Genomic DNA, 23990 nt, shown 5'->3' with positions numbered 1-23990 from the left:
GAGACCGGGGCGCGAGACCGGGGCGCGAGACCGGGGCGCGAGACCGGGGCGCGAGACCGGGGCGCGAGACCGGGGCGCGAGACCGGGGCGAGAGGCCGGGGTGAGAGGCCGGAGTGAGAGGCCGGAGTGCGACCGTCAGAGCGTGCGGCGCACGCCTGCCTGGCGTTCCAGATTGCGGAGCTGGACGGTGAGGTCGCCCTCCACGGCGGTGTGGGCCGGGCCGCTGCGGCCGACGGGCAGGACCTCCTCGCTGCGCATGTCCTCCAGCATCAGCGCGAAGGCCGCGTACATCGCGACGAGCGCCACCAGGAGGCCGAGGGCCCCGGACGTGCGCGTCAGCCACTCGGCGCCGGTGAGGCCCGACAGGCCGGTGGCCGCCCAGCGGGGCAGGGAGGCCAGCAGCACGAACCAGAGCGCGCGCTTGGGCCTGGTCACGGAGGCCATCAGCGCGCCGAAGCAGAGGAACGCCAGGTTGAACACGCCCAGCACCGGCAGACCGTCCGCCGCGCCGCTGAACATGACGAGCGCGTAGGCCAGCCAGCTGCCGGAGAACACCCCCATGAGCGTCGCCGCGATCACGTCGCGGGCGCCGAACGCCAGGACGCTCACCAGGAGTTGCAGGACGAAGGCGGGCAGCACGCACAGCGCGACGGCGCCGCGGGCCTGGGGCCCGAGGAGCCCGAGCTGCAGGCAGCCCGTCATCACGGAGGCGATCGCCACCGTGAAGAAGCCCAGCGGCATGGGTGAGGCGATGGGCCGCAGGTTGATGCGGGTCATCGACCGGAGGTCCGGTTCGAAGCGGCGTTCCGCCCGGGCCTCCGGCTGCTCGGCCGGGCCGGCGGCGGCCGCCGCGACGTCGTGCGGGTCCGCCATCAGCCGCGCACCAGCGGGGTGTCGACCAGGTGCTCGGCCAGAAACCACACCTGGGCCTCGCCGGTGCGGACGACCTCCGAGACGAGCAGGTCGGCGCTGCCCTCGTCGCCCTCCGCGGAGAGCCTGGCGGCGGCGTCCCGGGCGTCGATCAGGATCCGCTCGTGCGCGTCGAGCAGTCGCGACAGCATGACGGGGACCTTCTCGACGCCGTCCGGCGGCCGGGGGACGGATGTCAGCTCCGCGACGTGACGCGGGTCTCCGACGGCGACGCCGCCGAGGCTCTGCACCCGCTCGGCCAGGGCGTCCACGATGGCCAGTTGGGCGTCGGCGTGCTTGTCCAGCATCAGGTGGAGCGAGTAGAAGGTCGCCCCGCGCATGAGCCAGTGGTGCTTCTTGTAGAGCGAGTAGAGGATCTGGGTGTCGGCGAGGACGCGGTTCAGCCGCTGGCAGCCGTACATGCGGGTGTCGTGGCCGAGGCCGATCGGCAGCTGCTTGAGCGTGCCGAACGCCTGGGTCTCGGCGCCCTTCTGGTGCAGCAGCGGCTGGCCGCCGCCGGTCGGGTGCGAGGTCTCGTCGGCGGTCCGGTGCACGGTTTCCATCGGGTGCTCCTGTTCGGGGAAGGGGGTCCGGGGGTGGGCAAGGGGTCCGGGGGGTGGCAAGGGGTCCGGGGGGTGGCAAGGGGTCCGGTGGGCGGAAGGGCGTCCGGTGGGTCCGGTCGCCCGGTCGGGGTGCGCGCGGCCGGGCCCGTTCTGCGGAGTCCGCGGTCGGCGGCTCGGCACTCCTCGAAGCTACGGCCGACCCGGCCGGGCGGCTGTGCGCCCCGTGCCCCGGAGTTGGCACCACAGCGCACCACGCCGCACGTCACCGCACGACGCCCGCATGACGCGGCACGACGCCGCATGACAACGCACGACGCCGCACGACGCCGCGCCGAGCCTGTGAGCCGTGGTCACAGGATCACCGCCTGTCTGGCTGGGGTGCCGGGCCGGTCCGCAGGATGGCCGCATCGGACGTCCTGTCAGCCGTCGCGCGGCCGCTTCCGCCCGCCGTCCGAGGGCCGGCCGCGCCCCGTACCAGAAGGTGGTACCCCGTCGTGAGCAGCATCTCCGACCCGCCCCTGCCCGACCGGGCCGAGGAGGTCCCGCCGCTGGACGCACCGGCACCGGGCTTCGACCGGTGGCGCTACGCAGGGGTGTTCCTCCTGCTGTTCCTGTTCGGCACGGAGACGTTCCTGGTGTCGCCACTGCTGCCGACCATCGCGGACTCGGTCCGCACCAGCGAGGCGGCCGCCGCGTCCAGCGTCACGGCGTACGTGCTGGTGTACGCCGTCGCGGCGCCCTTCCTCGGGCTGTCGAGCGACCGGTTCGGCCGTCGGCGCACCCTCGTCGTGGGCACCCTGCTGTTCGTCCTGTCCAACGCGGCGGCGGCCCTGTCCACCGGGCTGACCCTGCTGGTCGTCTCCCGCGCGGTGGCGGGGCTGGCGGCGGCTGCGGCCGGGCCGGCGATCTGGGCGCACATCGCCGAGACCGCGCCGGAGGCGGTGCGCGGGCGGGCACTGGGCCTCGCCATGGCGTTGTTCTCCTGCGGCCAGGTGATCGGTGTGCCGCTCGGCGGGTTCCTGGCCGGGCTGGCCGGCTGGCGCTCGGCGTTCTGGGCGCTGGCGGTCGGCACGGCCGCCGCGGTGCCGCTGCTGCTGCGTCAGGTCGGGGGCGGACCGGCCGGGGCGCCCGCGCCACGGGTGGGCGCGGTCCGGGCGATCCTGGCGGGCTGGGCCGACCCGACGCTGCGCCGCGCCCTGCTGGTCAACACCGTGTTCAACACGGCCAACCTGGGCGCCTACACCTTCCTCGGCGCGCTGCTGGTGCAGCGCTTCGACCTGTCGGTGCAGGCGCTCGGTCTGGTGGGCGTGCTGGTCGGCGCGGGCAGCATGGCCGGTTCGCTGGTGGGCGGTCGGCTCGGCGACCGGGCCAGGACCGCCGGGCGTTCGGACCTTCCGCTGCTGCCGCTGTGGGGCGTCCTGCTGGCGGTGGGGATCGCGGTGACGGCCGAGGGGCCGGGCCTGGTCCTCGCCCTGGCCGGGGTGACGGTGTGGTTCCTCGCCTCGGGGGGCTTCGTGACGGACCAGCAGACGCTGGCGGGCACCATCGCCCCGGAGCTGCGGGCGACCTCCAGCGCCTGGCTGACCTCGACCATGTACGCGGGCACCGGCGTCGGCGCCTGGGTGGTGGGGACGTTCGGCGACGTCGCGCAGGGCACCCTGCTGGTCGGCGCCGGGCTGGCGCTGCTGGCCGCGCTCGGCGGGCTGGCGGTCAGTGCGGGGCTGCGCCACAACGCGACCGCCACCGCCGGCGCCACCGCCACCACCGGCGCCACCACCGCGGCCGCCACCGCGCCGGAGGCCTGAGACCGGCTCAGCCGACCCGGCGCTCCCCCTCGCCGCCGCCGACCGCGCGCAACGGATGCTCGACCAGTTCGGTCACCCGCGCCCGGTCGGCGGCGGCGGTCGGGGTGAACAGCAGCACCGTCGCGGACGGGTCGTCCACCGGGTGGAAGGACGACAGGGTCAGCCGGACCGGGCCGAGGCCGGCCGGCGCGACGGTGACGGTGCGCACGGTCAGTTCCGCCACCGAGTGGCACCCCCACCAGTGGCGGAGCTCCGGCGCGTCCTCGTCCAGGTGCCGGTAGACCTCGCGGGTGCGGGGGTCGGCGAGGGCGGGGCCCGCCTGCGCGCGGAAGTGCTGGAAGACGTTCATCGCGAGCGGTTCCCAGTCGGGCAGCACCGCGCGCACCCGCGGGTGCGCGGCCATCACCCACATGAGGTTGCGCCGGTCGGCGGGCACGAACTCGGGCGGGCCCCACAGCGCCGCCCACGCGGCGTTCCAGCCGCGCAGGTCGAAGTGGCGGTCGAGCAGGACGGCCGGGCTGGTGGGCCAGGAGTCGAGGACGGGCTGGATGGCCTCGGCGACGCGGCCGGTGCCCTCGGGCCCGGCGGCCGGGGCGGGCTCGTGGTAGCCGGCCAGGCGCAGGGCGTGCCGCAGGCCCGCGTCGTCCAGCCGCAGCACGCGGGCGATCGCCTCCAGCACCTGCCGGGAGGCGGCGACCCTCCCCTGTTCGACCCAGGTGTACCAGGCGAGGCCGACGCCGGAGAGGGAGGCGACCTCTTCGCGGCGCAGGCCGGGGGTGCGGCGGCGGGTGGTGGCGGTGAGGCCGACGTCGGCGGGCTTGAGGAGTTCGCGGTGGGCGCGCAGGAAGGCGCCGAGTTCCCGTCCGGCGGGGGGAGTTGACACGGGTGGGCTCCTCGGACACTTGCTGCGGACGTCGGGGGTTCCGGGGTTCGGCCCCAGCGTAGGTGGAGCCCGCCGCTCCTCCCAGGGGTGAGCGGCGGGCTACACACACTGTTAACGACAGCACACACCGTCAACGACCGCACACTGTCAACGGGACGTCAACGACCAGAGCCGGACGGCCATGTGGCTGACGTGTCCGCGCTCCCGCTGCCGGCGCCAGGCGCTCTCGCCGACGGCGCGGAAGAACTCCGCCCGCCGGTCCTCCGGCACGAGGCCGCTGTAGTAGTCGCCGAAGGTGGCGGCGTGGAAGTGCTCGTACTGCGCGGCGCCGTCGACGGTGACGACGGCGTCGCGCTCCAGGTGGCCGGCCACCCGCAGGTGCGGGCCGATCAGCGCCGCGAGGTCCTCGACGGTCCTGGTGCGGGTGGCGATGGGCAGGACGCCGCCGCGGGCGAAGGCGCCGGGCACCTCGTCGTACGGGGTACCGAGGGCGACCAGGGCGTCCCGGACGAGTTCGTCCTCGCCGCCGAGCCCGTGTTCGTCCCGGGCGGGGTGGTAGGTGGTGAGCAGGAACGTGCCGCCGGGGGTGAGGTGGGCGCCGGCCCAGGCGAAGATCCGTTCCTCGTCCGGGTGGAGCCAGTGCAGCACCGAGGTCTGGGTGATCACCTCGGCCCGGAAGGGCAGCGGCTCGGGCGCGGTGAGGTCGGCCCGGTGCAGGGCGACCCGCTCGCCGTACGGCCGGAGCCGCTCGGCGGCCTCGGCGATGCGGTGCGGTGAGCGTTCCAGGCCGACGGCGCGCCGCAAGGTGGGGAACCGTTCGAGGGCGGCCTGCAGCAGTTGGCCGATCCCGCTGCCGAGGTCGATCAGGGTCTCGGGGGCGCCGGTGACCTGGTCGAGCACCCAGTCGCGGTCCTGGACCTGGCGCAGTCGGCTGGCGTCGGCGTACCCGGCGAGGGTGCGGGCCTGGATCTCGACGGCGGACGCGGTCACTTCTGGTTCTCCTCGGCGTCGGCGGGCCGGTCGACCAGCTGCAGCAGCCGCTCACGGGCCCCGCTCTGGTCGTACCGCTTGAAGATGTTGATCCGGTTGCGCGCGAGGTCGCCCCGGTGCACGTACTCGTAGAGGTCCTGGCGCTGGCCGAAGCCGTCGCCGGTGAGCTCCCAGGCGATCCGGAACAGCCGGGACTTGCGCTCGGCGTCGATGCCGCGCCCGCGCATGTAGCGGTCCAGGTGCGGGCGCAGCCGGGGGTGGGCGAGGTCAGCGGCGGTGGGCTGGATGAGCAGTCCCGAGGCGCCGATCCGGCGGACGATCTCGACGGCGCTGCCGGCGACCTCGGCGGACCAGACCCGGGAGGCGGCGGTGTCACCGGGGGCGAAGAGGCCGCTGTCGGTGGGGCCGCCGCGGGCTTCGGCGGCGTCCAGGAAGTACTCGGTCAGCTCGGCGTACCCGGCGAGGCGTCCGAGGTCCTCCTGGATGTTGCGGAAGCCGTCCACGCCGATCGACTCGGCGAGGAGGGTGGCGGTGGCGAGCAGGGTGCGCAGCCGCTCGCGGTAGCGGACGTGGCCGATGTAGGCGCTCCAGGCGTTGATCCGGGCGAGGCCGAGCCGGGCCAGGGCGGGGTCGCGCAACAGGAAGACGCGCTCCCAGGGCACCAGGACGTCGTCGAAGAAGAGCATCGCGTCCTGCTCGTCGTACCGCGCGCCGAGCGGGTGGGCGTGGCCCCAGGCGGCGGTGCCGAGCGGTTCGCGGGCGAGGGTGATCAGGCCGGGGGTGTCGAGCGGCAGGGCGAACCAGCTCACGAACTGCTCGCCGCGGCCCTCGGTGAAGGAGGCCGAGAGGTAGACCAGTACTTCGTGGGCGAGCGGGGCGAGGGTGGTGAGCTGCTTGGCGCCGCGCACCACGATGCCCTGGTCGTTCTCCTCGATGACGCGCAGGGCGAGGTCGGGGTCGTCGACCGGGGAGGCGGAGCGGTCGATCTGCGGGTCGCCGAGGGCGTGCGAGAGGACGAGGTCGTTGGTGGCGCAGTGGCGGTACCAGGCTTCGGCGTTGGCGCCGAAGCGGGGGTCGGCCTCGGCGAGCCGGTGCCGGAAGTCGTGGACGCCGACGGCGATGGAGGCCATGAAGGCGGGCGAGCGGCCCTGCTGTCCGAGTGCTTCGGCGTGCCAGAACTCGGCGCTGCGGCGCTGGAGCCGGAGGTCGTCGAGGGTGCGCGGGGGCTGGTAGGCGCGGGCCAGCCGCAGGCCGCTGTCGGGGTCCTGCCAGGTGAGCAGGTCGCGGTGGTCGGGGTCGTGCTGGAGGTCGAGCAGGCGGGCCAGTTCGTCCACGGCCGGGCGGAACGCGGGGTGCTCGGCGGGGTTGGCGATCCGTCGGCCGTCGAGGTACAGCTCACGGCCGTCGTCGAGTTCGGCCCGGTAGCGGTCGCCGGTGAGGAGGCCTCGGGCGGTGGCGGGCGCGCCGCGACCGGTGCGGGTGTCCAGCAGTGTCATGCGCCGACTCCGTTGGTGGTGAGGGGATTCGGGGCCAGTACGCGGTACTGGCCGTCGTGGTAGAGGAGGGGTGTGCCGTCGTCGCGGGCGGCGGCGGCGACCCGGCCGACCAGGATGGTGTGGTCGCCGCCGGGGAGGTCCGCGTGCAGCCGGCAGTCGAACCGGGCCAGGGCGTCCTCGACGAGCGGCGCGCCGGTGGCGGCCGTCCGCATCGGTACGGCGGCGTGGGCGCCGACGGCGGCGAAGGCGCCGCGCGCGCGGCCGGCCCCGGGGGTGGCGAACCGCCGGGCGACGGATATCTGACGGTTCGTCAGGATCGACAGTCCGAAGTGTCCGGAGGCCCGGACGGCGGCGACCAGCGGGCTGTGCCGGCCGATCGCGACGGTGACCAGCAGCGGGTCGAGGGAGAGGGTGCTGAAGGAGGAGACCGTCTTGGCGAAGACCTCCTCGCCGGTGCGGGCGGTGATCACCGCGACCCCGCTGGTCCAGCCGCGGGAGGCGGCCCGGAAGTCCTCGGCGGCCGTCCGTACGTCCGGTTCCTCGACGGCCGCCCGCACTTCGGGGCCGTCGACGGCCGCCCGCAGGTCGGAGGCGGCGGTCGGGGCGGCGGCCGGGGCGGCGGTCGGGGCGGCGCCGCTCATCGCAGCCCCACCCGGTAGGCGCGCAGCCACTCGTCGACCTGGACGAGGTGGTCGAGGCCGCCGACCGGGTTCGGCGCGGTGCGCGGGCTGGGCAGTGGCCGGCCCTCGGCGAGCAGCCGGCGGACCAGCTCGCGGTCCACCAGCTCGAACACCGGCGCGTTCGGGTCGGCCAGCAGGTCCTGCGCCCGGGCCGTGAGCACCTCGGTGTAGCGGACGGCGGGCGTGGACGGGTACCCGCTCTTGGGCCGGTCGGTGACCTGCGGCGGGAGGAGGTCCCGGACGGCGTCCCGGAGCAGGCCCTTGGCCCGCCCGTCCGGCGCCTTGAGCGCCCACGGGACGTTCCACAGGTACTCCACCAGGCGGTGGTCGCAGAACGGCACCCGGACCTCCAGGCCCACCGACATCGACACCCGGTCGACCCGGTCCAGCAGCGGGGGCAGCCAGCGGGTCAGCGCGAGGTGGAAGACCTCGCGGATCCGCGCGTCGCGGGCCGGCTCCCCGTCCAGGCGCGGTACTTCGCCGAGCGAGCGGCGGTAGGCGGCGGCGGTGTACTCCTCGGGGCGCACCTCGGCCCGGACGTCCGCGCGCAGCAGGTCCGCCGGGGTGGCCCTGCCGTGCAGCCACGGGAAGGTCGGGGCGGCGACCGCGGCGGCGTCGTGGAAGTAGGGGTAGCCGCCGAAGATCTCGTCCGCGGCCTCGCCGGAGAGCGCGACGGTGGAGCGCCGCCGCACCTCACGGAAGAGCAGGTGCAGGGAGGCGTCCATCTCGCCCCACCCGGGGCGGTCGCGGGCGCGCAGGACGGCGTCGCGGGCGTCCAGCAGGTCGTCGTCGGGCACCAGGACGGTGGTGTGCAGGGTGCCGATGTGCTCGGCGGCGGCCTCCACGTAGGGGGCGTCGAGGGTGGTCCGCCAGGCGTCGGGGGTGCGGTCGGCGCTGCCGGGGAAGTCGACGGAGAAGCTGGTGATCTTGCCCTGGCCGGCCCGCTCGCGGGCCGCGGCGGCCAGCGCGGTGACGGCGCTGGAGTCGACGCCGCCGGAGAGCAGGGTGCACAGCGGGACGTCGCTGATCAGCTGCCGTCCGACGGCGTCGGCGAGCAGGCCGCGGACGGTCGCCCGGGTGGTCGCGGCGTCGTCCCGGTGCTCGGCAGACTCCAGCCGCCAGTAGCGGACCTCGCGGGTGGCGGCGCGCGTGACGGCCACCAGGTGGCCGGGCCGCACCTCGTGGAGGCCGCGGAAGAGGCCGTGGCCGGCGCTCGGTGCGGCGGGCAGCGCGAACAGTTCGGCGATGCCCTCCGCGTCCAGCTCGGCGCGGAACAGCGGGTTGGCGAGCACCGCCTTCGGCTCGGAGCCGAACAGCACGCCGCTGCGGTGGTCGTGCCAGAAGAGCGGTTTGATGCCCAGGTGGTCGCGGACCAGCAGCAGTTCCTCCTGCCGGGCGTCCCACAGGGCGTAGGCGAAGATGCCGTTGAACCTGGACGGCGCGGACCGGCCCCACTGGAGGTGGGCGCGCAGGACCACCTCGGTGTCCGAGCGGGTCCGGAAGACGTGCCCGAGGGCCTCCAGTTCGGTGCGCAGTTCGCGGTGGTTGTAGAGCTCGCCGTTGTAGGAGAGGACGGCCGCGGTGTCCGGTCCGGGTCGGTCGGCGAGCGGCTGGACGCCACCGTCGAGGTCGATCACGGACAGCCGCCGGTGGCCGAGGGCCGCGTGCCGGGAGAGCCAGACGCCGTCGGCGTCCGGGCCCCGGCAGGCGAGGGTGGCGGTCATCTCCCGGAGCGCCCGGGCCTGGTGGAGCAGGTCGGTGTCCCAGTCGATCCAGCCGGTGATTCCGCACATGTCAGGACTCCCCGGGTTCGTCGGTGACGGTGGGTTCGGCGGGGCCGGAAGGCGGAGCGGGCGCGGCGGGCGCGGCGGGCTCCGCAGGCCGGGCGGCTCCCCCGGGCCGGACGTCCCCGGCCGGCGAGCCGTCCGCGCTCGCGGCGGTGCACTCCCAGCGGCAGCCGTGGCCGGTCGGACCGTGCGTCAGCCGGTGCGCGGGCCGGTAGCCCTTGGCGCGGATGTTGGCGGACAGCGCCTCGGTGCAGTAGGTGCAGGGCGAGGCGAGGGTCAGACGGACGCCCGAGCGGCGGGCCTTCTCGCGGTAGTCCCAGATCGCGCAGTGCGTGATGGTGAGCCCGGCGTGCTCGGGGCCGGGCTCCGCGTCGTCGTCGAACTCGTAGTCCGAGCCGTACAGTTCGGCCTGCCGGGCGATCCGGTGGATCGGGTCGGCGGCGCCCCGGCCGTGGTCGGGCTCGACGTCGCGGTGCACCTCGGCGTTGGAGCGGGCCCAGTCGCCGAGCACCTCCTCGCCGTAGCGGAGGACGAGGAAACGTTCCATCAATGCCTGGTCGCGGAAGAACACCCGCTGCCACTCGACGGCCGGCGCGTCCCGCTCGGGCAGGTCCGCGAAGAGCTCGGACTGCAGGACGAACCAGTCGGTGAGGTGCAGTTCGTCCCCGCGGGACACCAGGTACCGCGTCAACCCGGCCTCGGCCTCGTGCAGCCGCTGCCGCCAGAGCGCGGACCGCTCGGCGTCCGGCATCGCGCGGTACGGCGACCTCGGCTGCTCCGCACCGGGGCGCCGTCGGCCCGCGCCGGCGGCCAGGACCGCCGTGCGCGGCCCGGCCTCGCCGCCCGCCCGGCCACCGGAGCCGGTCGCACCGACCGTCCCGTCGGACACACCCCCCATCGGGCCATCTCCCTTCGGCTGAACGATCCTTCGGACCGTCGTGTCGTCGTCGTTCCCGCCACGCTACGAAGCGGCCCGACCGGCTCGGTAGCCCCGAACGGCGCCGGTCAGGGCGCCGATCGTCGCCGTGCGGATGCTCCGAAGGTCGCCCGGCGCCCCGCCCTCCGGGAGCCGGGGCACGGCGAACGGCGGCACGGCGGCACGGCGGCACGGCGGCACGGCGGCACGGCGAACGGCGGCACGGCGAACGGCGGCACGGCGAACGGCGGCACGACGGCACGACGGCACGACGGCACGACGGCACGGCGAACGGCGGCACGGCGAACGGCGGCACGGCCGAAGCCGGACACCGTGAAGGGCGGACACCACGAAGGGCGGGCCCCGCGTACCGGCGGGACCCGCCCTCGGGCGGTGCGTGCGTGGGAGCCGGACCTATCCGGCGAGCCCGTGGCGGTGGGCGTAGAGCGCGGCGCGCAGCCGGTCGGGCTGCCCGATCTTGCGCATGGCCTGGGTGAGGTGCTTCTTCACGGTGGCCTCGGCCAGGGCGAGTTCACGCCCGATCTCGGCGTTGCTCAGCCCGTGCCCGAGCTCGACGAGCACCTCGCGCTCGCGCTCGGTCAGCCCGGCCTGCTGCGGCGGCAGTTCGCCGAGGTGCCGGGCGGGTGCCGCCGCATGGGTCCGGGCGGGCGGCGGCGCCGGCAGGAACACCGACCCGCCGGCCGCGACGAGTTGGACCGCGCCGATGATCCGTTCCCCCGCGAGGTCGAGCGGGAAGCACCCGCTGGCTCCGGCCAGCAGCATCCGGCTCGCCTCGGCGGTCGACTCGGCCCGGCGCAGCAGCAGGACCCGGGCGTCGGGTGCCCCGTCGGGTCCGCGTAGCGCCACCACGGCCGCCAGGTCCTCCTCCAGGCTCGCGCCGCGGCCGAGCAGGACGACGTCGGGGGCGATGCGGTGCACGGCCGCCACGGCGCGCAGCGGGTCACCGGTGGAGCCGACCACCGCCAGTCCGGGCGCGGTGGCCAGCACGCTGCGCAGCCCGGCGCTGGCCACCGAGTGCCGCTCGACCAGGAACACCCGGGCGAGCGCGGTACGGTCGCGGTCCTCGTCCACGCACATCGGGTGGCCGCAGCCGCAGCCGGCGTCGGCCCGGCCGGGGGCGGGCGGTGCCGGTTCGGCCAGCAGCTGGTGACCGGCGATCAGGTCCAGCGGGTTGTCGATCTCGGCCCGCGGCCGGGCCGGCCCGGTTCCGGGGGCGTCCCCCGGGCCGGGGCCGCCGCAGGCGCCGCGGCGGGCGGGAAGCCGGCGGCCCCGAGGGCCGGCCGGGGCGGCGAAGGTGCTCACTGCTGCCATCGGGCACCTCCGGGGACGGAGGTCGGACGTCTGTGGCGTGGCATGGCGATGCGGTCCCCCTAGCTGGTGGCTGGTCGGCCCCGTGGACGCGGTGTGCTGCGACAGGGCTCCGCCGGCGACGCGGACGGGCGTCGGGCATGGATTCCGGGTGAGGAGGGGGCGCCGACCGCGGCGGGTGTGGACCGGGGCGGTCAGCGCGTGGAGCGCGATCGACAGGACTCGTCGAAACACCTTCGGTGCCACGAGCCGCCGATCCCGACCAAGGTGAAGCCGGTCCGCCGAATAGCCATGCGGGGAACCCTAGGTCCGGTTCCTTGTGCTGGTCAAGGACAGGACCGGGCCCCGGCGGCCCGGGCAGCGGCACTCCCGCCACCCACGGATCCTGTGACCGGGAGTAACAGCACCAGGAACTGACTGGCTGTCCGGGCCGTGCATCCGCAACGCTCCTCCAAGCGACCGCGGCCGCCGCGGCGGTGCTCCGACTCCCGCTGACGGCACCCGAGTTCCGCTGACGACCCCGGACACGCGCCGACCGCCCCCGCCCCGGGGCCGAACCGACGGCCCGGCCCACCGGACCGCCCGCACACCCGTCCCTCGGCCCTCTCCCCTCCGCACACCCGACCCCTGACACGCGCCCGACCCTCGGCCCTCTCCCCTCCGCACACCCGACCCCTGACACGCGCCCGACCCCCGACACGCCCGATCCCTGGCACGCGCCCGACTCCCGACACGCCCGACTCCCGAAGGAGCAGCAGGACCATGCCCGCACCGCCCCACCGGCCCGCCGCCGGCCCGTCCGGCGCCCCGCCCCGGAGGGCCGACGGGTGACCCGGTTCCTGCTGCGCCGGCTCCTGCTGGCCGTCCCCACGCTGCTCGGCGTCACCGCCGTCGTCTTCGCGACCGTCGCGCTCGTCCCCGGCGACCCGGTCGCCGCCTTCCTCGGCCCGGGAGCGCCGCCCGGAGCGCGGCGGGAACTCACCGAACGGCTGGGCCTGGACCAGCCGTTGCCCGTCCGCTACGTCGACTGGCTCGGCCACGCGCTCACCGGCGACCTCGGTACGTCCGTCTCCGGACAGCGCCCGGTCGCCGACCTCCTGCTCCCCGCGCTCGGCCGGACCCTCACCCTGACCGGGGCCGCGTTCCTGCTGGTGCTGGCGGGCGGGGTGGCGCTCGGCGCGGTGGGCGCGCTGCGCCCGCGCGGCCCCGGTGGGCGGATCTCCGGGGCGTTGTCCACCCTCGCGGTGTCCGCGCCGCAGTACTCGGTGGCGCTGCTGCTGATCGCCGTCTTCGCGGTCGGCCTGCGCTGGCTGCCGGCCGGCGGCACGCACGACGTGTTCGGTTCCGGCGGCCCGGCCGACCTGGCCAGGCACCTGGTGCTGCCCGCCGTCGCGGCCGCGCTCGTGCCGCTCGGCCTCACCGCCCGGGTGTTCCGGGCCGCACTGGGCACCGTCCTGGCCGGCGAGTTGGCCGACTCGCTGCGCGCCCGCGGTCTGCGCCCGGCCGCCGTGCTGCGGCACTGCGTGCACAACGCCTCGCCCGCGCTGCTGACCATCGGCGGCCTGCAACTCGCCTACCTGCTGGAGGGGGTGGTCTTCGTGGAGACCCTGTTCGCCTGGCCCGGTATCGGTCGGCTGCTGTACGACGCGCTCACCGCCCGCGACCTGCCCCTGGTGCAGGGCGGGGTGCTGGTGGTGGCGGTCGCGTTCGTCGGTGTCAACCTCCTGGTGGACGCGGCGCACGCGGCGATCGACCCGAGGGTGAGGGTCTGACATGACACCGACCCGGTGGACCGGGCGGAACGCGGGCCTGGTCGTCCCCGGTGCGCTCGCCGTACTGCTGCTCCTGCTCGCCCTCGCCGCACCGCTGGTCGCGCCGTACGACCCGGCCGCCGGACGGCTCGCGGACCGGTTGCTCGACCCCGGCAGCCCGGGCCACCTCCTCGGCACCGACGGCCAGGGCCGCGACCTGCTGAGCCGTCTGGTCTGGGGCGGGCGTGCCTCGCTCACCGGCGGGCTCGTGCCGGTCACGGTCGCCACCGTCGCCGGGACGCTGCTCGGCATCGCGGCGGGGCTCGGCGGCCGCCTCACCGAGCAGGCCCTGCTGCGCACGCTGGACGTGCTCTACGCGTTCCCCGGGGTGCTGCTGGCGATCGCCGTCGCCTCGCTGCTCACCCCCGGCCTGGGCGCGACGGTGCTGGCGCTGTCCGTGGTGCTCACCCCCGCGGTCGCCCGGGTCGCGTTCACCGAGACCCGGCGGATCCGCAGCTCCGAGTACCTGGAGGCGGCCCGGGTCAGCGGCGCCGGCTGGGGCGCGCTGGTGCTCCGTCAGGTCGTCCCCGTGGTGGCGCCGGTGGTGCTCGTGTACGCCTCGTCGCTGGTGGGGCTCGCCGTCGTGTACGCCGCGGGGCTGTCCTTCCTCGGGCTCGGCGTCGCCCCGCCCACCGCCGAGTGGGGCGCGATGCTGGACGAGCTGCGGCCCGCCCTGCTCACCCATCCCTGGGTGGCGGTGCTGCCGGCCCTCGTCATCCTCGCGGTCTCGGTCGTGTTCAACACCCTCGGCGAGGCGCTGCGCACCCGCATCGGCGACGCCGCCGCCCACCTGCCACGGGCCACCCCGGCGGCGGCCCGGCGAGCCGCGAAGCAGGTGACCCGATGAGCCACGGAAAGGGTGGCCCGACGAACGGTGGATCGGCCGGCCCGACGAACCGCGCATCGGGTGACCGGACGGGCGCACTGCTGGAGATCGACGGTCTGGGCGTCACGTACCCCGGCGGCGTCCGGGCCGTCGACGGGGTGTCCCTCGCGCTGCGGGCCGGCGGCGCCCTGGTGCTGCTCGGCGAGTCCGGCAGCGGCAAGACCACCGTCGCCCGGACGGTGCTGGGCCTGCCCGGGCGCGGCGCTGCCGTGAGCGGCACCGTCCGCCTCGCCGGGACGGACCTGCGGACGCTCGACGAACGCGCGCTCTCCGACGTCCGCGGCCGGCGCATCGGCTACGTGCCGCAGGACCCGAGCTCCTCGCTCGACCCGCTGCGCCGGATCGGCCCGCAGCTCGCCGAGGTGCTGCGCCGGCACGGGGTAGCCGACGGCCGTCGGGCCGCCCGTGCCGCCGTCCCCGGGCTGCTCGCCACCGCCGGCGTCCCGGATCCGGAGCGGGTCGCTCGGGCGTACCCGCACGAACTCTCCGGCGGCCTGCGCCAGCGCGCCGCGATCGCCCTCGCGATCTGCTGCGGGCCGGAGCTGCTGATCGCCGACGAGCCGACCACCGCGCTGGACGCCCTGGTCCGCGGCCGGATCCTGGACCTGTTCACCACCCTGCGCGCCGACTGCGGCATCGCGCTGCTGCTGGTCACCCACGACCTCGCGGTGGCCCGGCGGATCGGCGGCACGGTGGCGGTCATGCGGGCCGGGCGGGTCGTCGAACTCGGCCCGGCCGAGCGGGTGCTCCGCGAGCCCGACCACGCCTTCACCGCCGCCCTGGTGGCCGCCGAACCGGGAGCCCGCCGATGAGCACCGACCCCCGCACCGCCGCCGGCCTGCACACCGCGACCGACCAGCGCCCGACCGGCCCCCACACCGCGACCGACCAGCGCCCGACCGGCCCCCACACCGCGACCGACCAGCGCCCGACCGGCCCCCACACCGCGACCGACCACCGGCCCGCACCCACCACCGAGGCCCCCCTGCTCGCCCTCGACGCCGTCGGCAAGCGCTTCGGCGACCGGACGGCCCTGGCAGGGGTCAGCCTCCGCGTCGCCCCCGGCGAGACCGTCGGCCTGGTCGGCGAGTCCGGCTCCGGGAAGTCCACCCTGGCCCGCCTCGCCCTGGGCCTGCTCTCCCCCGACTCCGGCAGCGTCCGCTTCGCGGGCCGCGACCCGTACCGGCTGCGCGGGCGCGCCGACCGCGCGCTGCGGGGCCGGCTGCAGTTCGTCCCGCAGCACCCGCGCGGCTCGCTCAACCCGAGCCTGCGGGCCGGGGAGGCGGTCGCCTTCGTCCTGCGGCTGCACGGCACGCCGCGCGCCGAGCGTGCCGCGGAAGTCGCCCGGCTCTTCACCCAGGTCGGTCTGGAGCCCGCACTCGCCGCCCGCTACCCGCGGGAGCTGTCCGGCGGGCAGCTGCAGCGGGTGGCCGTCGCCCGGGCGCTGGCCACCGGGCCGGAGCTGCTGGTCTGCGACGAGCCCACGTCGGCCCTGGACCGCAGCGTGCAGGCCCGGCTGCTCGACCTGCTCACCGGTCTGCGTGAACGCACGGGCCTGGCCTACCTGTTCATCTCCCACGACCTCGCCGTCGTCCGTCATCTCGCCCACCGGGTGCTGGTGCTGCGGGCGGGCCGGGTGGTGGAGGAGGGCCCCGCCGACCGTCTCTGGGACTCCCCCGCGCACCCGTACACCCGGGCCCTGCTGGAAGCCGCCACCGGCGCCGCCCCGTCCGCGCCCTGACGCCCACGCCCACGCCCACGCCCACGCCCACGCCCACGCCCACGCGACCGCCCTCCCCCGACGAACCACAGCCGAACCACAGCCGAACCGCAGACGCACCACAGACGCACCGCAGACGCACCACCGAACCGACGAGGAATCACCATGAACCGCACCGCCCGCATCCGCTCCAGAGCCGTCGCCCTGCCGGCCGCCGTCGCCCTGCTCGCCGCAGCCGCCGGCTGCGCCGGGTCCGACGGCGGCGCGACCGGGGCGGGCGGCGGTGACGGCCGCGGCGGGACACTGGTCATCGGCGCCACCGGCAAGCTGCCCAACACCGACACCGTGATCGGCGGCGCGGGTTTCGAGGGCAAGCGCCTGGTCTCCTTCCAGCTCTACGAGGGCCTGACCCGCTACGAGTTGCTCAAGGGCACCGACAAGCCGCCGGTGGTCACCGGCGCCCTCGCCACCGACTGGCAGGTCGCGGCCGACCGCAGGACCTGGACGTTCACCCTCCGCAAGGACGTGAAGTTCCAGGACGGCACCCCCTTCGACGCCGACGCCGTGGTCTTCAACCTGGCGCGCTACCTCGACAAGGGCAGCCCCGAGTACACCGACGCCCTGGGCGCCGCCGCCGCGGAGTACGCGGGCGACATCGTCTCCTACCGCAAGACCGACGCCGAGCACGTCGAACTGGTCACCAAGGAGCCCAACGGCCACTTCCCCGAGGACCTCGCGCACGTCCTGATCGCCAGCCCCACCGCCGTCCGCAGGTCCGGCTCGGCGAACTTCGCCCAACACCCGGTCGGCACCGGCCCGTTCAGCTTCGTCTCACAGACCGAGGGCCAGCAGATCGAGCTCGCCGCCAACAAGGACTACTGGCGTGGCGCCCCCAGGCTCGACCGGCTGGTGATCAAGGCGCTGCCGGACGCCGCCGCCCGCACCGCGGCCCTGCGCTCCGGCGGCGCCAACTGGATCGAGTACCCGAACCCGGACGACATCGAGAGCCTGACGTCGGACGGCGTCACGATCGCCACCAACAGCTACGACCACCTCTGGTACTGGATCCTGGACACGTCCAAGGCGCCCTGGAACAACCCGCTGGTGCGCCGGGCCGCCAACTACGCGATCGACCGCAAGGCCATCGCCGACAAGCTGCTGCACGGCACCGCCGACCCCGCCTACCAGGCCGCGCCGCGGGCCACCGCCGCCTACGACCCCGCCGGCGACGCCTACTCCTACGACCCCGCCAAGGCCCGGCAGTTGCTCGCCGAGGCCGGCGTCCCGAACGGCTTCGCCACCTCCGTCACCGTGCCCACCGGCGGCAGCGGCAACCTGCTGCCGGTGCCGATCGCCGAGGCCCTCCAGCGGGACCTCGCCGCCGTCGGCATCCGGGTCGAACTGCGCACCACCGACTGGACCACCCTGATCGGCGCCGAGGCCAAGGGCCAAGTGGCGCTCGGCTCCGATGCCGTCGCCCAGTCCACCACGCTGTTCCAGTCCGAGGCGCTGCTGCCGCTGTTCATCGGTTCCGGGAGCCCGTTCTGGACGGGCCACTACGCGAACCCGCAGGTCGACGGGTTGCTGGCGGCCTCGGCCGCCGACGCCGACCAGGCCGCCCGGCAGGCCGGGTACCGCAAGGCCCTCACGCTCGTCACCCAGGACGCGCCCTGGCTGTTCGTCGTCAACGACCGCAACCCGCGGGCCCTTTCGCCGAAGGTCCACGGGCTGGTGCAGCCGCAGTCCTGGTTCCTCGACCTCACCACGGTCTGGGTCGGCTGAGCCCCGCCCCCAGGAATTCCCGCCCCACCCCCACCCCCGCACCGAAGCACCGAAGCACAGAGCGCCCAGGAAGGACACCCGTCCGATGACCACCCCGTACCCGCCACACCACCACCCCGAGGCCGAGCCACCCAAGTGGGGCATCACGCTGCCCCTGCCGGGACTGACCATCGACCGGCACCGCTTCCTGGTCGAGCGGCTGCCCGACCTCGGCTACACCGACGTGTGGAGCGCCGAGGGTGGCGGCACCGATGCCTTCACCCCGCTGGCCGCCGCGGCGGCGTGGTCCTCGTCGCTGCGGATCGCCACCGGCATCGTCCCGGTGCACACCCGCGGCCCGGCGGTGCTCGCCCAGACCGCCGCGACGCTCGCCCAACTCGCCCCCGGCCGGCTCCTGCTGGGCATCGGCGCCTCGGTCCCCGCCCACGTCACCGACATCAACGGCATTCCGTTCGACGAACCGTTCAAGCGCACCCGGGACGTGCTGCGCTTCGTCACCCGGGCGCTGCGCGGCGAGTACGTCACCGGCGGGTTCGACACCTTCGACATCACCGGCTACCGGCTGCCGCACCCGCCGGCCGAGCCGGTCAAGGTGATCCTGGGCGCGCTGCGGCCCAACATGCTCCGGCTCGGCTTCACCGAGGGGGACGGCGCCATCACCAACCTGCTGTTCCCGCACGACGTGCCGAAGATCCTGGAGACCGTCGGCCCGCAGCCGCCCGGCAAGGAGCTGGTGGTGAAGGTCTTCGTCTGCCCCACCGAGGACACCGACTACGCGCACCGCGCCACCCGGCCCTTCCTGGCCTGGATCCTCAACCGCGAGCCGTACCGGAAGTTCCACGACTGGCTGGGCCACGGCGAGTTGCTCGCCGAGACGCACCGCCTGTGGACCTCGGGGGACCCGGAGGGCGCCCAGAAGGCCCTGCCGGACGAGGTGGTCGACGGGCTGTTCGTCAGCGGCTCCCCGGAGGAGTGCCGCGAGCGCATCCTGGCCTACCACCGCCCGGGCGTCACCACCATCCAGCTGTACGTGTCGCTGCCGCCGGAGGTGTTCGTCAGCCGGGCGAAGCTGCTCGACACCCTGGCCCGGCTCGGCCCCGCCGCCCGCTGACCCACCACCGCCCCACCCCACCACCGCCCCTCACCACCACCCGCCCCGCCGCCGTTCCGTCCCGATTCCCATCCGAGGAGAGTCCGTGCCCCTGGAGATCCGCGGCGGGGTCCGCGCCGCCCCCGTCCCTGGCAGCACCCCGCAGGAGCGCCAGGCCCTGCGCTGGGCCCCCGACGGCCGCGACCGCACCGCCGACCCCGCGTACGTCACCCGCACCGCACGCGAGAACGAGGAGGACGGGCTGGACAGCGCCCTGGTGGTGCAGTCCAGCTCGTGGCCCGACCCCTGGCTGGTGGCCTCCTGGGCGCTGGCCGCCACCACCCGGCTGCGCGTCGCCGTCGCCCACCGGGTCGGTACCACCGCGCCGACCGTGGCGGCCCGCTCCCTGGCGACCCTGGACCGCCTGTCCGGCGGACGGGCGGCGGCGCACGTCGTCATCGGCTCCAGCGACCGCGACACGGCCCGCGACGGCGACCTCCTCGACAAGGCCGAGCGCTACCGCCGCGCCGGGGAGTACCTCGACCTGTTCACCCGCTACCTCGCCGCCGACCGGGACATCGACCACGAGGGCGAGTTCTACACCGTGGCCGACGCCCGCCCCGGCCTGCACCCGCGGCCGGGCGGCGAACTGCTCTCCTTCGGCGGGTCCTCACCGCAGGGCCTCGACCTCGCGGCCCGTTACGCGCAGGTGTACGCCGTCAGCCCCCTGCCGCTGCCCGACACCAGGCAGCGGATCGCCCAGGCCCGCGCCGCGGCCGCCGCCCACGGCCGGTCCCTGCGGATCTGGCGGCACATCACCGTCGTCCTCGCCGACACCGACGAGGAGGCCCGCGACCGCGTCCGCCGCCTGCGCCGGGACGCCCTGCGCCTCACCTCCGGCGGCGCCGGCGGTCGCTGGCGGGAGGCCGTCCAACTCGACCGGGACCGCGAGCGGGGCCGCTCCGACCCGGCCCACGGCGACGAGCAGGTCGCCGCCTACGTGCGCCGCTCCCTCACCGCCGCCTACACCGGCTCCCCGGCCACGGTCGCCGCCCGCATCGGGCTCCTCCGCTCGGCGGGCGTGGACATCGTCCAGCTCGACCTCCCGGTGGAGACCGACCACGACCGGGAGCTGCGCCGCACCCTCGTCCGTCACCTGCGGGCCGGCCACGGCACCCCGGCCGACCGCCGCGGCTGGTGAGTGGGCGGTCCGCAAGTGCGCGGTCCGTGAGGGCGCGGTCCGTCATCGCGCGGTCCGTCGCCCGTCAGGCGTACAGCGCCACCCGGGGCTGGACCGTGCCCGGCGAGGTCCGGAGCACGGTGAGCCGGTAGTGCTGAGTGAGGGTGTGGTGGCTGTGGAGGACCAGCTTCGCCGAGGTGAGGCCGGTGTACAGGGTCCCGGTCTGGCTGGCCAGCGGCACGGTCCTCCAGTGGCCGCCGCTCAGGACCTCCAGCCGGACGTCCGACGGGCTGAGGAAGGGCCCCCGGTCCGGCGACTCGACCAGGATCTGCGGGGCGACGGTCTGGTCCGCCCCGGTGCCGTTGCGGTAGGTGACGGTGATCCGGTGCGCGGCGTGGTCGGTCGGCAGCGGGCTGCCGGGCAGGTCGACGAAGGAGACCGGCACCGCGACGGCCGGCGCCTGCGGGGCGGAGGCCACCGCGGCGGCCGCCGACGAGGGCAGCGTGAACGCGGCGGCCGGCAGGACGGCGAGGGCGGTCAGGGCCAGAGCCCGGCCGAGGAGCTTCGTGGTCGGCATGGGGGCCTCTTTCGATCGTTCTCGGCTGCCCCGGAGTCCACCGGAGGCCGCGGCGTACCCGTCCACCCTGCACTCCGACGGCGCAACGCGCATCCGCGCCACCGCGCAGCCCCGCCGTGCGGCCCGCCCCGCCGACCTCCCGCCGACTTCCCCAGACGTCCCCCGACTTCCCCCCGACGCCCGGGAGGGCCGGGGGCTCCGGCCGGGTAGGGCTGTGGGGGGCGGTCCCGCCCCGTCACCCGGCCGTTCGGGAGGAAACCGATGTCCGCACCGTTCCAGCACCGCCGGTTCGCCGTCGACGACGACGGAAACGACCTGGGGTACGTCGTGTCCCTGCCGGACGGGTACCGGGACGGGCCCGGGCCGTGGCCGCTGCTGCTCTTCCTGCACGGCGCGCTGGAGCGCGGGGAGGACCCGGCGGTCCTGGCCACGCACGGACCGGTGCGACAGATCACCGAGGGGGCGCGGCTGCCGTTCGTCGTGGTGGCCCCGCAGTGCCCGGCCCACAGTTCCTGGGTGGCGGAGCTGAGCGCCCTCGCCGGGCTGGTGGAGGAGGTGGGCCGGGAGTTCCGGATCGACCCGGACCGTCGGTACGTGACCGGCCTCAGCATGGGCGGCACCGGCTCGTGGGCGCTCGCCGCCCGGTACCCGCACCGGTTCGCCGCCGCCGTGCCGGTGTGCGGTTCCTGGCTGCCCGAGTCCGCGCCCCGCCTCGCGACCGTGCCGGTGTGGACCTTCCACGGGGAGGAGGACGAGGTCATCCCGTTCGCGCACACCGAGCGGTTGGTCGACGCGCTGCGGGAGCTGGGCGCCCCGGTGCGCTTCACCCGCTACCCGGGGGTCGGCCACGACTCCTGGACCCGGACGTACGACGACCCCGAGGTCTACGCCTGGCTGCTCGCCCGGTCCCGCACCGACCCGCACGGCCGGGGAACGGTCCCGGCCCCCGCCCCGGCCGCCGGGCCCTGAGGCCGGTCGGCCGCCCAGGCACCGGTGCGGGAGCCGCCCGGTGCCCGGCGCCGACAATGGCGGTACGGGGCCTGCCCGAGGACCCGGTGCACGTCGAACTGCAGTCCCTCAGCGGGAACCGCCGCAGCCTGAGCAGTTCGGGCATCGGCGGAATCGCGGAGACCCAGGAGATGCTGGACTTCTGCGCCGGGCACGGGGTGGCGGCCGAGATCGAGACGATCCGCGCCGACCAAGTCAACGAGGCCTACGAGCGGGTCCTCCGCAGCGACGTCCGCTACCGCTTCGTCATCGACGCCGCCACCGTCTGACCGGGTCTGGCGCCGGTGGTCCCCGGCCGGCCCCGATCGCGGTGGCAGCGCCCGCGCTGCGGGGCGACGCTGGAGGGGGCAGCCGAAGTCCCGTGCCAGGCCGAGGAGGTCGAGCCGTGAGGTTCATCCAGATCATCGAGTACCGGACCCGTCGCATCGACGAGTTCAACGCCCTGCTCGACAGCTGGGTCGAGAAGAACGCGGGCCACCGTCTGGCGACGCGGGCCCTGCAGACCCGTGACCGCGACGGCGAGGACGTGTACCTGAACATCGTGGAGTTCCCCTCGCACGAGGTGGCGATGGAGAACTCCGCCCGGCCGGAGACCGCCGAGTTCGCTTCGCAGGTCGCGGCGCTGTGCGAGGGCCCGCCGTCGTTCCGCAACCTCGACCTGCTGGAGGAGCGGTCCTTCGAGGGCTGAGGCCCCGGTGCAGCGGGCCGGTACGGTGACCGTCCCGGCCGGTCGGTAGATTCGCTCCCCCGCCACCGACCGACGGAGTTCCCCGTGCCCGACCGGCCCAGCCTGCTGTACGTGACCGACCTCGCCTACCCGGCCGCCGGGCGGCGCTACGGCGACGAGGACGTGTTCCTGACCTCCCGGCTGCGGGAGTGGTTCGACCTCGCGCTGTGCCACCCGCTCGACGCGCGGGCCCTGATGGCGCGCTTCGACGCGGTCGTGGTGCGCAACAGCGGGCCGGTGCTGCACTACCGGGAGGAGTACGACCGGTTCCGCGCCGAGGCCCTGTCCGGCGGCGTGCGGGTCTACAACCCGTTGACCGGGCGGGGCGACATGGCCGGGAAGCGGTACCTCCTGGACCTCACCGCGGCCGGTCACCCGGTCATCCCGACCGTCGACCGCCCGCAGGACCTCCCCCTGCTGCCCGTCGTCGACCACTACGCGGTCAAGCCCGAGGAGGGCGCCGACAGCATAGGCCTGCGCTTCCTCACCCGCGCCGAGCTGGGCGGCGTCGAGTGGGGCGGCCTGCTGGTCCAGCCGCGGATCGACTTCGCCTACGAGGTCTCCTTCTACTTCGTGGACGACGAGTTCCAGTACGCCCTCCACGCACCCGACCCGGACCGGCGCTGGGTGCTGGAGCCGTACGAGCCGACCGCGGCGGACCTCGACTTCGCGCGGCGCTTCGTCGCGTGGAACACGCTCGACCACGGGATCCAGCGGGTGGACGCCTGCCGGGCGCCGGACGGGCGGCTGCTCCTCGTCGAGCTGGAGGACCTCAACCCCTACCTGTCGCTCGACCTGGTCCCCGAGCAGGTCCGGGAGCGCTTCGTGCGGTCCCTGGCGGATTCGCTGCGCCGGTTCCTGGGCTGACCCCGCACCGCCGGGACCTGACCGTCGGTCCCTCACTGCCGGGGGACGCCGCCGACGAAGTCCTTCAGGGCGTCCATCCGGGTCCGCCGCCCGGCCGGGTAGCGGCGCAGCGCCCGTTCGGCCCGGCGTGAGCCCGGCCGGTAGCGCCAGCGGGCCCACGGCGAGTCGGGCTTGGCCAGGCGCAGGCAGGCGACCGGCGCGACCAGGGGCACCAGCAGTCCGATCACTCCGAGCGCCGTCTTGCCCTTGAGGATCGCCCCGACGGAGAAGACCAGGTCGACCAGCAGCACGACCGCGAAGGCCAGGTGGGCGGCGGCGCCGTGGCCGACGTCGGAGAACGGGTTGAACCCGGCCACCAGCAGCAGGCCGACCCCCACCGCCAGGAAGGCGGCGTCGACGGACTTGCGCCCCTCGTGCGTCCAGTAGACGTCCTCCAGGTGCAGCCAGAGCGCGTACTCGTCGAGCGTGAGCGCGGCACCGGCGCCGAACAGCGCGGCCAGGATCTGCGCGCCGGGTGTGTCCGGCCGGTAGGCGAACTCCATGGCGCCGGCGATCAGCATGGCGAGGATGCCGTACACCTGGTGGTGGACGTGGGTGCCGCCGACCTCGACGTTGCGGAAGGGGCCGCGGCCGGCCCGGATCAGTCGGGTGATCACGCGGGTGCCCACGAAGGTGAGGACGAACGCGCCGACCATCCACAGTCCGATGCCGTGGTTGGGCACGGTGAGGTTCACCTCGATCGTGGGGTCCGCGGAGCTCACCGTCGCGCCGTCCCGTCAGCCGCCGTGCGCGGCAGCCGCTCCGGAACGCCGGACCCAGCGCCGTCGCCCCCTGTCGCCTTCCGGCACCTCGCACCTCCGCACCATGCCGCGACGGCCCGGTCGCCGGTCTCGGACGCGCCGGGGCCTCCTCGCTCAGCGTATCGGGATTCCGCGGACCCGGCCGGGCTCGGGCCGCGGCGGCCGCTCGGGCGGGCACGCGGGG

The 23990-nt window shown here is 75.4% G+C and carries 22 protein-coding genes and 1 pseudogene; 12 read left to right on the top strand and 11 right to left on the bottom strand.

Features of this window, described 5'->3' with window-relative positions; genetic code table 11:
* Positions 1 to 135: 135 nt before the first annotated feature.
* Both ACFV04_RS20805 and ACFV04_RS20800 read right to left on the bottom strand, forming a co-directional pair.
* Positions 136 to 873: an acetate uptake transporter family protein gene (locus ACFV04_RS20805; protein WP_380530956.1), complete on the bottom strand. Its 738-nt coding sequence runs from the start codon at positions 871 to 873 to the stop codon at positions 136 to 138.
* Positions 873 to 1472, bottom strand: coding sequence for a Dps family protein (locus tag ACFV04_RS20800; RefSeq protein ID WP_380530953.1), 600 nt, complete (start codon positions 1470 to 1472; stop codon positions 873 to 875). The genes ACFV04_RS20805 and ACFV04_RS20800 overlap by 1 nt, the downstream gene beginning before the upstream one ends.
* A 494-nt stretch (positions 1473 to 1966) precedes the next feature.
* On the opposite strand from ACFV04_RS20800, the gene ACFV04_RS20795 reads away from it, so the two are divergent.
* The gene (locus tag ACFV04_RS20795; protein ID WP_380343496.1) at positions 1967 to 3277 is read left to right on the top strand and encodes an MFS transporter; all 1311 of its coding nucleotides are present in this window, start codon (positions 1967 to 1969) and stop codon (positions 3275 to 3277) included.
* 7 nt (positions 3278 to 3284) lie between these two features.
* On the opposite strand, the gene ACFV04_RS20790 is transcribed toward ACFV04_RS20795, so the two are convergent.
* The 7 genes from ACFV04_RS20790 to ACFV04_RS20760 form a co-directional block, all read right to left on the bottom strand.
* A complete protein-coding gene (locus tag ACFV04_RS20790) occupies positions 3285 to 4160 on the bottom strand; it encodes a helix-turn-helix transcriptional regulator (protein ID WP_380530950.1) in 876 nt (291 codons plus the stop codon).
* Between the two features lie 147 nt (positions 4161 to 4307).
* Positions 4308 to 5150, bottom strand: a complete 843-nt coding sequence (locus ACFV04_RS20785) for a class I SAM-dependent methyltransferase (RefSeq protein WP_380530947.1) — start codon at positions 5148 to 5150, stop codon at positions 4308 to 4310.
* Positions 5147 to 6646: a 4-hydroxyphenylacetate 3-hydroxylase family protein gene (locus ACFV04_RS20780; protein ID WP_380343504.1), complete on the bottom strand. Its 1500-nt coding sequence runs from the start codon at positions 6644 to 6646 to the stop codon at positions 5147 to 5149. Before ACFV04_RS20780 ends, ACFV04_RS20785 begins: the two co-directional genes overlap by 4 nt.
* Complete coding sequence (locus ACFV04_RS20775) at positions 6643 to 7287, bottom strand: flavin reductase family protein (RefSeq protein WP_380530944.1); 645 nt, start codon at positions 7285 to 7287, stop codon at positions 6643 to 6645. Before ACFV04_RS20775 ends, ACFV04_RS20780 begins: the two co-directional genes overlap by 4 nt.
* Positions 7284 to 9119 (bottom strand): asparagine synthase (glutamine-hydrolyzing), encoded by a 1836-nt coding sequence (gene asnB, locus ACFV04_RS20770; protein WP_380530941.1) that lies wholly within the window; start codon positions 9117 to 9119, stop codon positions 7284 to 7286. Before asnB ends, ACFV04_RS20775 begins: the two co-directional genes overlap by 4 nt.
* 1 nt (position 9120) lies before the next feature.
* Positions 9121 to 10011 carry a hypothetical protein gene (locus ACFV04_RS20765; protein WP_380530938.1) on the bottom strand — a complete coding sequence of 297 codons (891 nt, stop codon included), beginning with the start codon at positions 10009 to 10011 and terminating at the stop codon, positions 9121 to 9123.
* A gap of 432 nt (positions 10012 to 10443) precedes the next feature.
* A complete protein-coding gene (locus ACFV04_RS20760; protein WP_380343513.1) occupies positions 10444 to 11361 on the bottom strand; it encodes a LuxR C-terminal-related transcriptional regulator in 918 nt (305 codons plus the stop codon).
* Positions 11362 to 12185: 824 nt separating this feature from the next.
* Here ACFV04_RS20760 and ACFV04_RS20755 point away from each other — a divergent pair.
* The 7 genes from ACFV04_RS20755 to ACFV04_RS20725 all read left to right on the top strand — a co-directional run bounded on the left by ACFV04_RS20755 (position 12186) and on the right by ACFV04_RS20725 (position 19848).
* Entirely contained in the window at positions 12186 to 13130 is a 945-nt protein-coding gene (locus ACFV04_RS20755; protein WP_380343516.1) for an ABC transporter permease, read from the top strand.
* A gap of 1 nt (position 13131) precedes the next feature.
* On the top strand, positions 13132 to 14016 hold the full coding sequence (locus ACFV04_RS20750; RefSeq protein ID WP_380530935.1) for an ABC transporter permease: 885 nt from the start codon (positions 13132 to 13134) through the stop codon (positions 14014 to 14016).
* On the top strand, positions 14013 to 14867 hold the full coding sequence (locus tag ACFV04_RS20745) for an ABC transporter ATP-binding protein (RefSeq protein ID WP_380530932.1): 855 nt from the start codon (positions 14013 to 14015) through the stop codon (positions 14865 to 14867). Before ACFV04_RS20750 ends, ACFV04_RS20745 begins: the two co-directional genes overlap by 4 nt.
* Complete coding sequence (locus tag ACFV04_RS20740) at positions 14864 to 15796, top strand: ABC transporter ATP-binding protein (RefSeq protein ID WP_380530929.1); 933 nt, start codon at positions 14864 to 14866, stop codon at positions 15794 to 15796. Before ACFV04_RS20745 ends, ACFV04_RS20740 begins: the two co-directional genes overlap by 4 nt.
* 144 nt (positions 15797 to 15940) lie before the next feature.
* Positions 15941 to 17557 carry an ABC transporter substrate-binding protein gene (locus ACFV04_RS20735; RefSeq protein ID WP_380530926.1) on the top strand — a complete coding sequence of 539 codons (1617 nt, stop codon included), beginning with the start codon at positions 15941 to 15943 and terminating at the stop codon, positions 17555 to 17557.
* Positions 17558 to 17642: 85 nt separating this feature from the next.
* A complete protein-coding gene (locus ACFV04_RS20730; protein WP_380530923.1) occupies positions 17643 to 18668 on the top strand; it encodes an LLM class F420-dependent oxidoreductase in 1026 nt (341 codons plus the stop codon).
* Positions 18669 to 18753: 85 nt separating this feature from the next.
* Positions 18754 to 19848, top strand: coding sequence for an LLM class flavin-dependent oxidoreductase (locus ACFV04_RS20725; protein WP_380530920.1), 1095 nt, complete (start codon positions 18754 to 18756; stop codon positions 19846 to 19848).
* A 64-nt stretch (positions 19849 to 19912) separates the two neighbouring features.
* On the opposite strand, the gene ACFV04_RS20720 is transcribed toward ACFV04_RS20725, so the two are convergent.
* On the bottom strand, positions 19913 to 20404 hold the full coding sequence (locus ACFV04_RS20720) for a signal peptide protein (RefSeq protein ID WP_380343534.1): 492 nt from the start codon (positions 20402 to 20404) through the stop codon (positions 19913 to 19915).
* A 261-nt stretch (positions 20405 to 20665) separates the two neighbouring features.
* Here ACFV04_RS20720 and ACFV04_RS20715 point away from each other — a divergent pair, with 261 nt between their 5' ends.
* The 4 genes and pseudogenes from ACFV04_RS20715 (at position 20666) to ACFV04_RS20700 (ending at position 23006) form a co-directional block, all read left to right on the top strand.
* The gene (locus ACFV04_RS20715) at positions 20666 to 21373 is read left to right on the top strand and encodes a prolyl oligopeptidase family serine peptidase (protein WP_380343536.1); all 708 of its coding nucleotides are present in this window, start codon (positions 20666 to 20668) and stop codon (positions 21371 to 21373) included.
* A gap of 53 nt (positions 21374 to 21426) precedes the next feature.
* Positions 21427 to 21681: pseudogene (locus ACFV04_RS20710) on the top strand (alcohol dehydrogenase); the annotation flags it as partial.
* A gap of 116 nt (positions 21682 to 21797) precedes the next feature.
* A complete protein-coding gene (locus tag ACFV04_RS20705) occupies positions 21798 to 22100 on the top strand; it encodes a hypothetical protein (protein ID WP_380343542.1) in 303 nt (100 codons plus the stop codon).
* 84 nt (positions 22101 to 22184) lie between these two features.
* Positions 22185 to 23006 (top strand): hypothetical protein, encoded by an 822-nt coding sequence (locus ACFV04_RS20700; RefSeq protein WP_380530916.1) that lies wholly within the window; start codon positions 22185 to 22187, stop codon positions 23004 to 23006.
* 32 nt (positions 23007 to 23038) lie between these two features.
* On the opposite strand, the gene ACFV04_RS20695 is transcribed toward ACFV04_RS20700, so the two are convergent.
* The gene (locus ACFV04_RS20695; RefSeq protein ID WP_360255364.1) at positions 23039 to 23767 is read right to left on the bottom strand and encodes a hypothetical protein; all 729 of its coding nucleotides are present in this window, start codon (positions 23765 to 23767) and stop codon (positions 23039 to 23041) included.
* Between the last annotated feature and the right edge of the window lie 223 nt (positions 23768 to 23990).

This window comes from Kitasatospora sp. NPDC059599 (assembly GCF_042735125.1).
Lineage (GTDB): Bacteria > Actinomycetota > Actinomycetes > Streptomycetales > Streptomycetaceae > Kitasatospora.
This window is presented reverse-complemented; position numbering and strand designations above follow the sequence as displayed.

Excerpts from the sequence above, each read along its gene's own strand:
- ACFV04_RS20805 (WP_380530956.1), bottom strand. The coding sequence starts at position 873 with ATGGCGGACCCGCACGACGTCGCGGCGGCCGCCGCCGGCCCGGCCGAG.
- ACFV04_RS20715 (WP_380343536.1), top strand. The coding sequence starts at position 20,666 with ATGTCCGCACCGTTCCAGCACCGCCGGTTCGCCGTCGACGACGACGGA.
- ACFV04_RS20720 (WP_380343534.1), bottom strand. The coding sequence starts at position 20,404 with ATGCCGACCACGAAGCTCCTCGGCCGGGCTCTGGCCCTGACCGCCCTC.
- asnB (WP_380530941.1), bottom strand. The coding sequence starts at position 9,119 with ATGTGCGGAATCACCGGCTGGATCGACTGGGACACCGACCTGCTCCAC.
- ACFV04_RS20745 (WP_380530932.1), top strand. The coding sequence starts at position 14,013 with ATGAGCCACGGAAAGGGTGGCCCGACGAACGGTGGATCGGCCGGCCCG.
- ACFV04_RS20740 (WP_380530929.1), top strand. The coding sequence starts at position 14,864 with ATGAGCACCGACCCCCGCACCGCCGCCGGCCTGCACACCGCGACCGAC.
- ACFV04_RS20775 (WP_380530944.1), bottom strand. The coding sequence starts at position 7,287 with ATGAGCGGCGCCGCCCCGACCGCCGCCCCGGCCGCCGCCCCGACCGCC.
- ACFV04_RS20780 (WP_380343504.1), bottom strand. The coding sequence starts at position 6,646 with ATGACACTGCTGGACACCCGCACCGGTCGCGGCGCGCCCGCCACCGCC.
- ACFV04_RS20765 (WP_380530938.1), bottom strand. The coding sequence starts at position 10,011 with ATGGGGGGTGTGTCCGACGGGACGGTCGGTGCGACCGGCTCCGGTGGC.
- ACFV04_RS20760 (WP_380343513.1), bottom strand. The coding sequence starts at position 11,361 with ATGGCAGCAGTGAGCACCTTCGCCGCCCCGGCCGGCCCTCGGGGCCGC.
- ACFV04_RS20730 (WP_380530923.1), top strand. The coding sequence starts at position 17,643 with ATGACCACCCCGTACCCGCCACACCACCACCCCGAGGCCGAGCCACCC.
- ACFV04_RS20800 (WP_380530953.1), bottom strand. The coding sequence starts at position 1,472 with ATGGAAACCGTGCACCGGACCGCCGACGAGACCTCGCACCCGACCGGC.
- ACFV04_RS20750 (WP_380530935.1), top strand. The coding sequence starts at position 13,132 with ATGACACCGACCCGGTGGACCGGGCGGAACGCGGGCCTGGTCGTCCCC.
- ACFV04_RS20735 (WP_380530926.1), top strand. The coding sequence starts at position 15,941 with ATGAACCGCACCGCCCGCATCCGCTCCAGAGCCGTCGCCCTGCCGGCC.